Origin of the sequence: Leptothoe sp. EHU-05/26/07-4 (genome assembly GCF_043421015.1) — a bacterium.
GTDB classification, from domain to species: Bacteria; Cyanobacteriota; Cyanobacteriia; order Phormidesmidales; family Phormidesmidaceae; genus Leptothoe; species Leptothoe turfae.
In genome coordinates this window covers 170,019-183,361 of the sequence record NZ_JAXSQV010000001.1, presented here as the reverse complement: position 1 = coordinate 183,361, position 13,343 = coordinate 170,019, and the positions used below count along the sequence as shown (strand labels likewise).

The 13,343-nt window shown below is 50.3% G+C and carries 13 protein-coding genes and 1 pseudogene; 9 read left to right on the top strand and 5 right to left on the bottom strand.

What is annotated here, in order from left to right; all coding sequences use genetic code 11:
* Positions 1 to 22: 22 nt before the first annotated feature.
* Positions 23 to 358, bottom strand: coding sequence for a YybH family protein (locus U2F10_RS00905; protein ID WP_499870214.1), 336 nt, complete (start codon positions 356 to 358; stop codon positions 23 to 25).
* Positions 355 to 1,041, bottom strand: coding sequence for a DJ-1/PfpI family protein (locus tag U2F10_RS00900; RefSeq protein ID WP_163659531.1), 687 nt, complete (start codon positions 1,039 to 1,041; stop codon positions 355 to 357). Before U2F10_RS00900 ends, U2F10_RS00905 begins: the two co-directional genes overlap by 4 nt.
* 99 nt (positions 1,042 to 1,140) lie before the next feature.
* Here U2F10_RS00900 and U2F10_RS00895 point away from each other — a divergent pair, with 99 nt between their 5' ends.
* Positions 1,141 to 1,734 (top strand): TetR/AcrR family transcriptional regulator, encoded by a 594-nt coding sequence (locus U2F10_RS00895; RefSeq protein WP_163699109.1) that lies wholly within the window; start codon positions 1,141 to 1,143, stop codon positions 1,732 to 1,734.
* 187 nt (positions 1,735 to 1,921) lie between these two features.
* Here the strand turns inward: U2F10_RS00895 and U2F10_RS00890 are convergent, their stop codons facing one another.
* Complete coding sequence (locus tag U2F10_RS00890) at positions 1,922 to 2,584, bottom strand: hypothetical protein (protein WP_499865033.1); 663 nt, start codon at positions 2,582 to 2,584, stop codon at positions 1,922 to 1,924.
* A 215-nt stretch (positions 2,585 to 2,799) separates the two neighbouring features.
* On the opposite strand from U2F10_RS00890, the gene U2F10_RS00885 reads away from it, so the two are divergent.
* The 4 genes from U2F10_RS00885 (at position 2,800) to U2F10_RS00870 (ending at position 6,034) form a co-directional block, all read left to right on the top strand.
* On the top strand, positions 2,800 to 2,946 hold the full coding sequence (locus tag U2F10_RS00885) for a hypothetical protein (RefSeq protein ID WP_499870212.1): 147 nt from the start codon (positions 2,800 to 2,802) through the stop codon (positions 2,944 to 2,946).
* Between the two features lie 697 nt (positions 2,947 to 3,643).
* Positions 3,644 to 5,509 carry a threonine--tRNA ligase gene (gene thrS / locus U2F10_RS00880; protein WP_499870210.1) on the top strand — a complete coding sequence of 622 codons (1,866 nt, stop codon included), beginning with the start codon at positions 3,644 to 3,646 and terminating at the stop codon, positions 5,507 to 5,509.
* Between the two features lie 79 nt (positions 5,510 to 5,588).
* A complete protein-coding gene (locus U2F10_RS00875) occupies positions 5,589 to 5,780 on the top strand; it encodes a hypothetical protein (protein WP_499870209.1) in 192 nt (63 codons plus the stop codon).
* Entirely contained in the window at positions 5,777 to 6,034 is a 258-nt protein-coding gene (locus tag U2F10_RS00870; RefSeq protein WP_163659541.1) for a hypothetical protein, read from the top strand. Before U2F10_RS00875 ends, U2F10_RS00870 begins: the two co-directional genes overlap by 4 nt.
* Before the next feature lie 56 nt (positions 6,035 to 6,090).
* Here the strand turns inward: U2F10_RS00870 and U2F10_RS00865 are convergent.
* Positions 6,091 to 6,483: pseudogene (locus U2F10_RS00865) on the bottom strand (GFA family protein).
* A 487-nt stretch (positions 6,484 to 6,970) separates the two neighbouring features.
* Between U2F10_RS00865 and U2F10_RS00860 the strand changes: the two are divergent.
* Positions 6,971 to 7,762: a hypothetical protein gene (locus U2F10_RS00860; RefSeq protein WP_499061506.1), complete on the top strand. Its 792-nt coding sequence runs from the start codon at positions 6,971 to 6,973 to the stop codon at positions 7,760 to 7,762.
* Between the two features lie 277 nt (positions 7,763 to 8,039).
* A complete protein-coding gene (locus tag U2F10_RS00855) occupies positions 8,040 to 9,653 on the top strand; it encodes an FAD/NAD(P)-binding protein (protein ID WP_499870207.1) in 1,614 nt (537 codons plus the stop codon).
* Positions 9,654 to 9,798: 145 nt separating this feature from the next.
* Here the strand turns inward: U2F10_RS00855 and U2F10_RS00850 are convergent, their stop codons facing one another.
* Positions 9,799 to 10,227, bottom strand: a complete 429-nt coding sequence (locus U2F10_RS00850; RefSeq protein ID WP_490793820.1) for a DUF1622 domain-containing protein — start codon at positions 10,225 to 10,227, stop codon at positions 9,799 to 9,801.
* 169 nt (positions 10,228 to 10,396) lie between these two features.
* Here U2F10_RS00850 and U2F10_RS00845 point away from each other — a divergent pair, with 169 nt between their 5' ends.
* Both U2F10_RS00845 and U2F10_RS00840 read left to right on the top strand, forming a co-directional pair.
* Positions 10,397 to 11,521, top strand: a complete 1,125-nt coding sequence (locus U2F10_RS00845) for an NAD(P)/FAD-dependent oxidoreductase (RefSeq protein WP_499870205.1) — start codon at positions 10,397 to 10,399, stop codon at positions 11,519 to 11,521.
* 180 nt (positions 11,522 to 11,701) lie between these two features.
* On the top strand, positions 11,702 to 13,339 hold the full coding sequence (locus tag U2F10_RS00840) for a nucleoside recognition domain-containing protein (RefSeq protein WP_499870203.1): 1,638 nt from the start codon (positions 11,702 to 11,704) through the stop codon (positions 13,337 to 13,339).
* The last annotated feature ends 4 nt before the right edge of the window (positions 13,340 to 13,343 follow it).

The following is a 13,343-nucleotide window of genomic DNA, read 5'->3' as shown; positions in this document are numbered from 1 at the left end:
ACCGATCTGTCTACCAAAATATTCACGCACCAAAGCCCCAAAGGACTTGATAATTACCGGTATCCGTTACGACACTGTTATCAATTTCGAGAGAATATGCTCCAAATTCCAACGCATAATCTCCAAAGTCATGGAAAGATTCTGTCGATAGAGTCAACTTTTTCAGACCATCCTCAAACATCCTGTTGAATGTCTTACCGATCGCAGCCTGTCCAGTTAACTTAGGAACATTCGAAAAGACCAACACGGCGTCCGATGCATACATCGCCTTTAATACTGAGATATCTTGCCGAGCAAACGCTTCCATCATTTCAGCATTGCGCTGCTCGATAACGGTTTTAACGCAACCACTCATCATGCCACCCTTTCCTTGCTATTGACGTGCTCCCAAAGATCAGAAGCAATTTCTGCCACTTTGCCGCGAACGGTATCTACGGCGAATTGAGGTGCCGTCTCTGGTCCACCAGAATTGAAAGGTGGAGCTGGACGGTACTCGAACAGTAACTGAATGACATGGGCAGCAGGCTCGCCAACGACATTGGCAATCACTGAAATAGCGAAATCGATTCCCGCTGTAATGCCGCCTCCAGTAATCCGGTTACCGGAGATGCATACCCGTTCATCCACTCGTGTGACGTTAGGGTAGCTGTCAAGCAGCTCTGCATAGGTCCAATGGGTTACTGCTCGGTGTCCATCAAGGAGCCCAGCTTCTGCCAAGATTAACCCTCCGGTACAGACAGAGGTGACATATTCTGCCTGTTCTCCTACTTCCCGAAGGAAATCGATTACCGCTTGGTCTTTCAACTGAGGCAATACATTACCACCACCGGCAACAACCAGAACATCTATTTTGGGACAATCCTCAAACCCATAGTGAGGGGTCAAGAGTGCACCGGCATCCGACATCACGGGTTCGGATGTCTTGGAAAACGTAAACGTCTCAAACTCATCAACCATTGCGAAAAACTGCAAGGGTCCATAAGCATCCATCATCGTCACGTGCGGGAAGATATAAATCCCGACCTTCTTTTTCTCAACCATAATCTTTTGCTCCAATGTTTTTGCTAAGAGCTAATATATACGGTATCGTACATAATTAAATCGAGGTTGTCAAAATTTTGTACGATACAGAATAAAATCATGAAAAAGTCACCCGGTCGACCCAGAAAATTTAACGAGGAGGAGGTGCTACAGCGTGCCGCCAAAGTGTTTCTGAATGAAGGATTTGAGGCGTCAAGCTATGAATCGATCTCAGAAGCTATGGGACTGTCAAAGCCGAGTCTGTACAATGCGTTCGGAGATAAACAAGCCTTGTTCACTCGCGTTGTTGCGGAGTATTCCCTTCAGGCTCATGAGTACATCGTCAAGGAATTTTCAGGTGCGGGAACCCTTCAAGCAGCCTGTCAGAAAATGTTGCTTGCCGCGGCTAAGTTTTATTCAACTCCAGACGGTCCGTCTGTAGGTTGCCTTCTTGTTGGCACTGCCCTACCTGCAAGTTCTCAATATGATGAGATTCGCGATACGTTGAGAGATTTCACCAAACGCATGGAGACATCCATAGAAAAAATCATTAACGCAGAATATAGCAAAGATGCAGCAGCTCTCGATCAACACCCCAAGAATATCGCCAGGCACATTAGCAGTTTGTTGTTCGCCTTGGCTGTCCGTGCAAGAATGGGGCTATCACGGAAAAAATTAAACCAAATAGCACTTGAGCTTGCAGAATTTATCTAGTGAAATGAGCATTTTCAGGTCAGAAGTATCCTCTCAGTGCCTTGATAACAGATTGATATAGCCGATGTGGCGGATAATCTTTGTGATCTCCTCAGACTGCATTGCTTAGAAAAAACTTACCCTTTGCACCTAAGCTATCCAACAACTATTAGGAGAAAATGCCGCCGCTTCAAACTGAGATGACTCGTTAAAGATTGTGTTGTCGAGGTCTGATGCTCTTAAGGGCCATGGCTGTGATGCTGCCATAAAGCACGCCACCCACTGCGCCAAGACAGAGTCCCCTAATAACTAAGACCATTGAAGCCCAAGAAATATCCAAAAACGATCCTGCGATAGACCAGACACCATAAAAGGCAATTGCTCCACCTAGAGTGTAACCAAGTACCCCCATAGTCCACCACAGCCGCCAGTTCGGGGTATGCTGACGTAAAACTAAAACTTGAGCAATCCCAACGGATATACCTACAGAAATTCCATGGCCGATAAGCAAGATCCCCCACATCAGTGAAGATGGCATTGAATCTACAGAGGAGGGAAAAAACTTCAATGCAATAAAGAGAATTCCCTGACCAGTCATGGCCTGCAAGAGATTACTAAAGGCCGCAAGGGCCGAGCCGACATAGGTCCCTAAACCTGTGGCGACTATCCAGTGCCAGATTTTTAACTGGGGTAAACGCTGCCTAAGGACAGATGCTTGTATCCCCCCTAAAAATAACCCCAATCCCCATCCAGCTGCGGACAGTCCGTTTCCTGTGGGGCCTAATAGCTTCATTGTAAAGATTGACAGCAACGACAGCACAAACCCTAGAACATTGCTCAGAATCCAACGTCTTAGATAGGTCATTTGCATAGTTTTAGCCTCTAACTGTCTGTCGTTGCTCTTATTGACGAGCGATTGGATACGACGACAACAGCAGTTGAGAAATTTGCTTAACTGCTGTTGTCGGCCTACTTGCTAGAGATCCAGACCGCAGTTACCTATTTCCTGATGTACCCAAATAATTTGGATTAGCTAGGGCAGCTCTCCTGTCAGAATCCTCTTACGAGAGTGGACGGCATTTGCTGATGGGCAGTTTGACCTTTGTGCAAACCACTATCAAGCTGCTGCATAAGCTCAACTACACCGAGCCCAACGACTGGAGCCGTCCGCTACCCACCGGACGACCCAATGAAGTAATGGCAATTTTGACCAAAAAGGTGAAGATTAGCTAAGGCAATGCGATCGCACTGTCTGAGGAGGGTGCGATCGCTCGGTCCAAAAGTTATGTAGCTTACTGGCAACTACACATGTCTTATACCAGTAACCAACCCAACGACTCTTTAATCGTCAGCTGTAACTCACTAGCAAACGATGGTACAGCAACAATCTCATCAGAGACATGCTCTATGCTCTACTTGGAGGCGGGCCATGCCCACCCTTCGGAATATCCGTATCCAACGTTTGGAATTACGATGAAAAAGAGTTTCCAACAAAATCGTGCCAAACAACAATGCGATAATTTGATTAATAGTCCCCACCGTAACCCCTATTTATGCCATTGAGGACAACCCAGTAGGCTGGGTTCTAGGGCGGCCTCCCGGCCCTAGCCATGGAAACCCCAGTTTGCCTAACTAGGATAGCTGTATTACTTCCGGGAAGGGGAACTCGGAGGGACCCCAAGCAACCGATTTTGGTTCCCTCCGATCATATCTCGATTCAGTATGAATGAAGTTATAAGTCTTACAGATTTTCTCTGGTAAACACGAAAGACCCTGCCTCCTGGGAGGGGAGAAATCGACACATTCACATTATTAAATTCCTGCTCCTAACCAAGGATAAGAAGTAAGAAACCCCACCCATTGCCAAAGCACTCAATTCTTGATCGCTGTGATAAATTGAGAATGATAATCATTCCAATTTTGACTTTCCATGGTCAGTCAAGTCTCCCGTCCACAGTCCGCAACCAGCCCCGGTGATGTAGAGCAGCTAGCGCGGCTGCGCCACACCTGTGCCCATGTATTAGCCATGGCGGTGCAAACCCTGTTTCCAGAGACAAAAGTCACCATTGGCCCCTGCACAGATACGGGGTTTTACTACGACTTTGACCGGGCTGACCCATTTACGCCTGAGGATTTAAAGCAGATCACAAAAAAAATGCGGCGCATCATTGGGCAAAATCTACCGATCATTCGTGAAACGGTAGAACGGGATGACATCCGCACTGAGATTGAGCAACTAAACGAACCCTATAAGCTAGAGATTCTGGATGGCATTCCCGCCGATGAACCGATCACCCGATACTACATCGGTTGTCCTGACCCGCTGCCAGCCAATGCAGAACCGTCCTTGTTCGATTCACCATCGACGAAAACCTCTGATGCTAATACTGCGACTTGTTGGTGGGATTTGTGCGCAGGCCCTCACCTGAGCCGCACTGGCGAACTACACCCTAAAGCCTTTGCCCTAGAAAGTGTAGCCGGAGCCTACTGGCGGGGCGACGAAACTCAACCGCAGCTCCAACGCATTTACGGCACCGCCTGGGAAACGCCAGAACAATTAAAGGCCTACCTGACGCAGAAAGAGGAAGCCAAACGCCGCGACCATCGCAAACTGGGACAGACATTAAATCTGTTTAGTATTCAAGAGGCGGCGGGAGGCGGACTGGTATTTTGGCATCCCAAAGGAGCCCGCATGCGCCTGCTGATTGAAGACTACTGGCGTCAGGCCCACCTGCAGGGTGGATATGAATTGCTCTATACCCCCCACATTGCCAATCGCGACCTCTGGCAAACCTCCGGGCACCTGGACTTTTACCAGGAGAATATGTTTGAGCAGATGGCTGTGGAAGCGCAACAGTATCAGCTCAAACCCATGAACTGTCCCTTCCACGTGCTCACCTATCAGCATCAGCTCCATTCTTATCGAGAGTTGCCGATTCGCTGGGCCGAACTGGGTACGGTATACCGCTACGAGCGTTCTGGGGTACTCCATGGACTAATGCGCGTGCGCGGCTTTACCCAGGATGATGCCCACATTTTTTGTTTACCCGATCAGGTGACAGAAGAGATTCTGGGGGTACTAAACCTGACAGAACAGATTCTGTCGGACTTTGGCTTTACCGACTACGAGGTGAATCTTTCCACCCGTCCGGCCAAGTCTGTGGGCAGCGACGACATTTGGGAACTGGCCACTTCAGCATTGAAAAAAGCACTGGATATCAAAGAGTGGGCCTACGTGATTGATGAGGGAGGAGGTGCCTTCTACGGTCCCAAAATCGATATTAAGATCAAGGATGCTATTGGTCGGCTATGGCAGTGCTCCACAATCCAAGTAGACTTTAACCTGCCGGAGCGATTTGACTTACAGTACGTCGCGGCGGATGGCTCTCGACAGCGTCCGATTATGATTCACCGAGCTATTTTTGGCTCCCTGGAACGATTCTTCGGCATTTTGGTGGAAAACTATGCGGGGATTTTCCCCCTGTGGCTGGCTCCGGTGCAAGTACGACTGTTGCCGGTGAGTGATGCTCAGCGAGACTACGCCAATCAGGTGGCCCAGACATTGCAACAACAAGGTTTCCGAGTGGAGGTAGATAGCAGCGGCGAGCGTCTGGGTAAACAAATTCGCACCGCAGAATTGGAGAAGATTCCGGTTATTTCTGTAATCGGCCAGCGAGAAGTGGATTCTCAGACATTGGGCGTTCGCACCCGTCAGAGTGGTGATTTGGGAGCCCTGACAGTGCCAGACGTGATCGAGAAATTACAAGATGCGATCGCGCAAAAGACTATCTGTTAGTCATTCTTTTCGGTTTCTCAAACGTCAAAGTGAACCGATGAGGTTTCACAAAGTTGTTCAAGTAATGAGGTAAACGTCCATGGCTATCGTTCAGCACTACGCAACCAATTGTCTAGAAAACGTCAAGGTGATGCTGATTTCTCCAAGCCAAGCGCTAGCATCATCGACGGTGGAATATTGCATTGCCAGCGGATTTGTCAAAATCATGCCCGCTGATGGCCGCACCTTGATTACCCACATCAGCAACGTTGTTATTGAGGTGGAATCATGAATCTGTTTTCTCAGTCTCGACCCAAGCCTAATCTAGCCGCGTTGCAACAGATCAAAACCTGGGTTTACGACCTTCTGAAGCTTGACCCGGATATTGGCATCTCGGTTAGCCAACTTCAGTGCAAAGAACCCGATTGCCCGCCAATTGAAACCGTCATTACTATTTTGAGCCAGCCTGCCCAGCAGTACAAAATCCACAAAGCGTTAGATGATATTGAGCTAGATGATTTAATTCGTCTATTTCAAACTGAGTAGCCCGTCCGTAGTTTCTGACCGTAGCTACGGTCAGAGTGTGCCACGGGAGCACTCATCTACTTCTCTGAGCGCCCCGTGGACTCACGGTCACGCTCGTATTGTCTGGTGAATGCAAAAGGGGGTAACCAAGATTCGCGTCGGATTGTCCAAAGTTCGTAAGTGGGCCTAAGTTGATCAGGTGCGTCCAGGGATCCTAAGTTCACTTCGATTTCGTCTGCGGTGCGTGAGTAAACAGACGATCCGCATCGGGGGCAGAAGAACCGCCCGACTTAGTCGCGGGTTTCGCCCGTGATCGTCACCGCATTCTGCGGGAACACCGCAGAAGCGTGAAAAAGAGCACCATGATGCTTGCGGCAGTCGAGGCAGTGACAAAGGCCAACCCGGTATGGGAGTCCCGTCGCCACAATTCGGACATTGCCGCACAAGCAACCGCCGGTGAATCGATCCATGCTGCATCTCCTCTAAAATCAAGCAGTCGGAATGGTTACAACGAGTAGCACTAATCCGTTGCTCAAGGCGTATCCGCCGCCGCTGCTACTGATGCCGCTACTGCTACTGCTACAGGAAACAATTCAGGTGCGATTAGTTCCAATGCGTTAGCTTGCGATGATTTTGTTCCAACGGATTGTTGAACAACTTGGAAATTCCATGCTGAACAGATTCACCCAATCGGTGAACACTTCGATGTGATTGAACGGCGTACCTGTTCGGTCATTAGTCTCAGATCGAGAAGCAAGTTTTGATACCTTGCTGTAATCGTTGTGACAGAGCCGCAATTGCAAAGAATTGTTTAGGTGTTGCGATTGTAGTGCCATCAGGTCATCTAAATATAGCGCCCAGGAAAAATGATTATCATTATCATTGCCGTGTAAACTCTGAAAAGTTGTTTAGGTCTAGGATTTTTTCCTTGCACCTATAGAGGAGTCAGTCATTGACATGGTTTCAATCCTAAATTCCACCGTTTCTTCAGCAGGCACTGTTTCAGAGCCGCTTTCAATCAGCGCTCTCTTAACGGACACTGATGTTGTTTCCCTGGAAGAACTACCGCCAATCTGGCAGCGCATCGCCAACCGCGAGGTAGCGGTGGGTCACCCTGAGCCGGATTTTCTAGTAGTGCTAGCGCGGTTGTTTCTAACCAAGGCAACGGACCGCAGTCCCGAGGTCTTTCGGGAGGGGTTTGACTTCCAAGCCTTCTACCGGCAAGGGGCTATGTCAACCTTAGAGTTTTTCGGTCAGGACTTCAGGACTACGGCTTACCCTGACTTCAATCAGGTAATGCAAACAGCCAGAGCAACTGACGGGGCCGAAAGAGTCGTAGCTTTTGTGCGGGACGTTTTCTCTCGGTTAGGCTATGCTTTACCAGCTTGTTTCTACTGGATGCTGCTGTGTCCAATTGAGCGAGCGTCAATCCACGAGGCTCGTCCAATGTTTTTCGACCCTCATATGCAAGGAGTGAAGCGGGCCTATGACGCCTGCCTGCATAGTCTGAATGTAACGGCAGTGCAAATGCTAGTGCAATCGTGTGCTAGTCGTCAGGGGCTGTTGATTCAACACGGCTGTGGCTGCGACCATTCGCTGGCTCAGCTAATTCCAGGCTCAGCAGAAGTTACGTTTGCTTTTGAAAGCGAGCTGGGGCGTCGCAAGGCAATAACGGCTTATCTCTGGCGCTGTTGGAATGAATATTTGCTGTTTCCGTTAGGGGTTCACGCTAAAAGTTTGGCCTTGTAAACACCTTTGCCGTCAAGGTGGCTACGGCAAAGGTTTACGAAAACTTAGTTTCTACCCCCCCGACCTGTTTGGGCTACCGTGTATACATAAGTCAGAGAATATCGCTAGAATCATTGATTCTAAAGGGTTTTAAATATTTACTAAAGCTACTAATTGAGTCTCAATCATGAATTCTATTGAGAAAGCTTTAGGAGGTATCAAGCTATTTAGGACCATAACTCTCGGTTTAATTCAATAGTCTCGTAGATGTGTATAGGCAGTAGCCGTAGGGGGGCTGTTGTTTTTAACAATTTCCACCAATAAAGACAATTGCATTACTGGCTGGGTTGAGCCTTGGCGAATTGCGATTGCAGGTGCTGGTATCAGTGGGTTTGCCATTCTCGGTCACTTAGTCACTCAACTACGTGACCAAACAGAGAGGCCTATACAGATATCTCTCTTTCAGCCAGAGCGTACCTACCAAGAGGCTAATCTGACCAAGGCTCAGAAAACTCGGCTGGCTCATTTCAAGGCACTAAATAAGCAAACATTCATCGGTGGCGGACAGGTTTACGACCCGATGCAGCCCGCCTTGTTCACCTTTAACGGCGGCAGTGCTGTCCGCGGGTTTGACTTTGCCCAACAGCGCTTCGACACAGCGAACTACTTCAACTGGATGCAGGCCAATCGTGACCTGCTAGCGGTGCTATACCCTGATTTTGCTCCAGAGCAGGGACAACAGCGTCATCCTGACCATAACCTGGACGATCTTCACGGAACCAGTCCCCGAGGAGCCTATGGCCTCTATCTAGACGAGCAGTTTCGGAGGCTGCTGGCCCACCTGCCTAGCCACATCATGGTGCAGACGATTCCTCAAGCGGTACAAAGCTTTGTCCCCTCCGAACAGAGGGTTCACGTGCAGACGGCAACCGCGTCTTATCAGGTCAATCAGCTCGTGTGTACCATCGGCCATCGGTTTGCACCCATTCGCCCTGAGTGGCAGGGACAGGTATTTGCGGCGTATCCGTGCGATCGCTACGGGGCGGAATTACCTGCCCATCTGACGATAGTAGGTGCAGGACCATCGGGTATAGAGGTGGCCTTGCATGCACTGCACAACCTGGGAGTAGAGCGAGTCAGTCTGGTGAGCCGCCGAGGCTATGCCCGACTGCCTCAGATAGAACCTGCTGTATCGTACACCTGCCCCTGGCTGACGCGGCAGCAGATGCAGCGCAATCCTACAGCTCAGTGGGCGCAATACTTGCTGAGACAGTCACTTCTCACGGCCTACCGAGTGAGTGATATCGCTTATCCAGGATGGGAGGCAATGCTGCACATCGAGAATTATGGCTGTTTTCTCGCTGACTACCTGCAACAGGCAACCCCAGTCCACCCCCTAGCCCGTTTAGCTCGTCCAGTAATGTCTTTCTATGGTCAGACGAAGGACCTGCTGTCAAGCGACGAGCGGGTAAAATTGCGGCAACTGCTAAGCAGTGTGAAACATCTGTTTGCAACCCAGTCGTGGGCTTGTGCTGAGCTGATGTTAGCGGCGATGCAGGCTGGGCGTTTGTCTTTGCAAGCTGGCACATTCTTGAACCATTGCGAAACGCCAACGATTGTATGGCCTGACAGCAAGCAGTGGCAGCCAAACTCTGTGATTTTAGCTACCGGCTTCGATAGCCAGATCGCACCGATTTATAGTCTGGCTGTTGCCCAGGGTGCAGCGGTAGTCGACGACAGTGGTAAGCTAGCGGTCAACTCGACCACGGGGGCACTGATCGACGCGTATGGGACGACTACAAACTGTTACCAAATCGTAGGAACATCGCTGAGTTCAGTTGATCGACAAGCCGCTCAGACTGCCAAGGCTCTGGTTCAGCAGATGGCTCTGTCGCAAGCAACATCAGTCTGACCTCCTCGAAGCCTTTCCCTTTGGTCGTTTCGATCCATACCCACAGTTCTCATTCACTACTATCAGTAGCTGCATAATCCCCAGAGTATAGACTCGCGTAAATGCCCTGGCTAGAAGTTGTTTTATCTTGATGCCCTGCCCTGACTTAACTTGTACTTAACTTCTCAGGGCTTGTACTTAAGTTATCAGCTGAAGATCTCACCAGCACAGATTCTTCCAACCGGTGTAATTCTTCCAGTTCTCGGGTGAGGAAGAAGTTGAGGCCCGTTCGGATCACCGCAAGGATTGCTAATTGGCCCAAGGACTCAAAGGATGGGAATACCGCTGTCGCTAAAATATCGGCGGCTAATTGAAATTCTAAAGCCAGAGCCAGGGCTCGCCCAAAGCGGGAACGGACTCGGGTGTAGTGATAGGTGTTGGGACGTCGTAAGAGGAAAAATGCAAGTCGCCCACTCGTGATTAACCCAAATAGGATGGTGCCAATGGAAATAGCTTCAAAACAAACCTTCAGCGAATAGGCAAATAATCCGATAGTCGCTTCAAAATTTTCGATGAAATGTTTGAGAACGTCCATTCACCATCACCTCAAGAGTTCAGTGTCTTTAGTCTTGTTTAGCCTATTGTCTTATCCACACATTAAGACGTTATTGGTCTGCCCGTGTAACCGTAACCTAATAGCCCCTAGACAAAGAAATTGATAATGATTATCATTCTCGTATCTTCAGTAATTCGGGTAACCCAGTGTGAGCCATCCCCAAACGGATCAGTCCTATGACGTTGTGATTGTCGGCGCGGGAGCCGCCGGTATTGGTTGTGGCGTTGTGCTCAAAGAGCTGGGTCTAGCGCACTTCACAATTTTAGACCGACACCAGGTGGGCGCTTCCTTTAGCCGCTGGCCTGAGGAGATGAACTTCATCACCCCGTCATTTCCCAGCCATGGCTTTGGGCTGCTCGACCTGAATGCAGTCACATTGAAGACTTCGCCTGCGATCGCATTTCGCCGCGAACACATTAGCGGCAAACAGTATGCACTGTACTTGCAGACCGTTGCCGATCACTTTGAGCTACCGATTCAGACTGAGATAGATGTGCAGAGTGTCACACATTTGCCCCAGGGAGGTTTTACCCTGCACACCAGCAGCGGCGAAATATCCACACAGTTTGTGATTTGGGCCGCCGGAGAATATCAATATCCCCGTCTCAATACCTTCCCAGGGGCAGAGCACTGTGTCCACAATAGTCAAATTCAGTCGTGGACCGATTTAGAAGGGGATGAATTCATCATCATCGGCGGCTATGAAAGCGGTATGGATGCCGCGGCCAATTTAGTGGCCATAGGAAAGAAAGTCGGCGTGCTTGATCGCACCGGAGCCTGGGCAAATCCCGACACCGACCCCAGCGTATCCCTATCGCCTTACACCCTGCAGCGTCTGGAATTTGTCTATAACACCGGTCGCCTGGACCTAGTGGGTAACGCCCCCATTGAAGAGGTCAAACCCATTTCCGGTGGTTATGCGGTCTACAGCGAATACCAGAAGTGGGTGACGGCCCATCCCCCGATTCTTTGCACCGGTTTCGACACCAGTTTGAAACAGATTTCCCCACTGTTCGACTGGTCCAAAGGCTATGCAGCCCTCACGGAAAATGACGAATCTACCCTTACCCCAGGTCTCTTTGTGAGTGGTCCCTCCGTCCGCCATGGCGACCTGATTTTTTGTTTTATTTATAAATTTCGTCAGCGGTTTGCCGTCATCGCCAATGCGATCGCCCAGCGTCTCAGCATTGACCCCACCCCCCTTGATGCCTACCGCCAGGCCGGACTCTTTCTCGACGATCTCTCCTGCTGCGACAACGACTGCATTTGTTAGCAAGTTTTGAATTTTGAATTCTTCTCCTCAGCTACCAACTCAAAACTAAGAACTAAGAACTAAGAACTTGCACCTTTCTCCTCCCCCTTCTCCCCTTCTCTCCATGCCCAAGTCAGGTGTCAGGAAGTACCCCATCCACCCGTCTACTCATCTCCTCCCCCTTTCCCACTCCCCATCCCCATGCCCAATACCTTGCCTGCCCAGCAAACGATTGTCCTCATCGGCAAAGAAAGTACTGGCAAATCTGCCCTAGCGGCAGCACTCACCGGCCAATGCCCCACCAGTTCCAATATTCAGGGTTCAACCATTGCCTGCGATCGCTATCAGGCAGGCGATACTCTCTTGATCGACACCCCCGGCATTCTCTTTCGTGCCGACACCGCCACCACCCGAGCGGCCCTGGCCCAACTCCAGGCCCATGACACCATTGTGTTGTTGGTCAAAGCCACACATATCGATGATGACCTGGCGGACCTGCTACCGTTAGTTGCCGGGAAGCAAGGGTTGGTAGTGGTCACCTTCTGGGATAAGGTCATGGCCTCTGAGTTTACCCAGCAGGTGGTGAAACGTTGGGAACAAGCTGCCCAGGTGAGATTTATTCCTGTGGATGCTCGCCATTTAAGTTCGGATCAGCGTCAACAGATTCTAGGGGCACTCCAGACACCGACCGTTTTTCCCCAACAGTGGCACCCGATCCCAGCGGGTTGGTACATTGAACCCCATCCTACCTGGCTAGAACATCGGCGCTGGGGCTGGTTGTTGGCAGTACTTTTATTGTTGTTGCCTGCCGTCCTTGCCGTTGGTGTGGCTAATGGGGTGGCAGGGGTACTGGACTCCCTTGTACAAGCTGGATTAGATCCTCTGATTACGGTTCTGTCTCAAACACCATCACTGCTACAAGAGATTTTGATTGGCCGCTATGGCCTGGTCACCATGGGGCCGTTGTTATTTGTCTGGGCGGTGCCTACGGTGATTCTGTACGCTCTGTTTTTAGGCGCGTATAAAGCAAGTGGGTTAGTGGAACGCATTACCGTAGCGCTGCACCCACTCCTGCGACCGTTTGGCCTATCCGGGCGAGATTTGGTACGGGTGATTATGGGATTTGGCTGCAATGTGCCCGCCGTGATCAGTACTCGTGCCTGTTCCAGCTGTTCTCGGCAGACCTGTGTGAGTGCGATCGCATTTGGTGCTGCCTGTTCCTACCAGTTTGGAGCCACCCTGGGTGTGTTCAGCGCAGCCAATTTGCCCGGTTTAGTGGTGCCCTATCTGGGCTATTTAACCCTGACCACCCTGATCTATACCCGTCTGATTGCGCCCAAAGCCGCCCGCTCGGTCCACAATACATTGATGATCGAACAGCGCACCTTTTTAGAAATGCCCCGTTGGTCTGCCATCTGGCGTGAAACCCAGGGCACCCTCAAACAGTTTTTCACCAATGCGATTCCCATCTTTTTGGTGATTACGGTGATCGCTTCGGTGCTGGACAGTCTGGGTTTGATCACCCTTCTGGCTGACTGGATTAATCCCCTAATGGGGTTGTTTAATCTGCCCCCAGAGGCGGCTGTACCCATTATTTTGGCCTCCATTCGCAAAGACGGACTGCTGCTTTTTGCCGAACCGGATACCCTGGCCCTACTCACCCCCCTGCAAATTTTGACGGGCGTGTACCTGGCCGGAGTGTTGCTGCCCTGCCTGGTCACCGCACTCACCATCGCCCGCGAACAGTCAGTACAGTTTGCGGTAAGGCTGATGGCTCGGCAGGCGATCGCCGCGATCTCGTTTTCAATGCTGCTGGCCTGGGTAGGCCGCTGGGGGTGACCAA

Excerpts from the sequence above, each read along its gene's own strand:
- U2F10_RS00905 (WP_499870214.1), bottom strand. The coding sequence starts at position 358 with ATGATGAGTGGTTGCGTTAAAACCGTTATCGAGCAGCGCAATGCTGAA.
- U2F10_RS00900 (WP_163659531.1), bottom strand. The coding sequence starts at position 1,041 with ATGGTTGAGAAAAAGAAGGTCGGGATTTATATCTTCCCGCACGTGACG.
- U2F10_RS00895 (WP_163699109.1), top strand. The coding sequence starts at position 1,141 with ATGAAAAAGTCACCCGGTCGACCCAGAAAATTTAACGAGGAGGAGGTG.
- U2F10_RS00890 (WP_499865033.1), bottom strand. The coding sequence starts at position 2,584 with ATGCAAATGACCTATCTAAGACGTTGGATTCTGAGCAATGTTCTAGGG.
- U2F10_RS00885 (WP_499870212.1), top strand. The coding sequence starts at position 2,800 with ATGGGCAGTTTGACCTTTGTGCAAACCACTATCAAGCTGCTGCATAAG.
- thrS (WP_499870210.1), top strand. The coding sequence starts at position 3,644 with ATGGTCAGTCAAGTCTCCCGTCCACAGTCCGCAACCAGCCCCGGTGAT.
- U2F10_RS00875 (WP_499870209.1), top strand. The coding sequence starts at position 5,589 with ATGGCTATCGTTCAGCACTACGCAACCAATTGTCTAGAAAACGTCAAG.
- U2F10_RS00870 (WP_163659541.1), top strand. The coding sequence starts at position 5,777 with ATGAATCTGTTTTCTCAGTCTCGACCCAAGCCTAATCTAGCCGCGTTG.
- U2F10_RS00860 (WP_499061506.1), top strand. The coding sequence starts at position 6,971 with ATGGTTTCAATCCTAAATTCCACCGTTTCTTCAGCAGGCACTGTTTCA.
- U2F10_RS00850 (WP_490793820.1), bottom strand. The coding sequence starts at position 10,227 with ATGGACGTTCTCAAACATTTCATCGAAAATTTTGAAGCGACTATCGGA.
- U2F10_RS00840 (WP_499870203.1), top strand. The coding sequence starts at position 11,702 with ATGCCCAATACCTTGCCTGCCCAGCAAACGATTGTCCTCATCGGCAAA.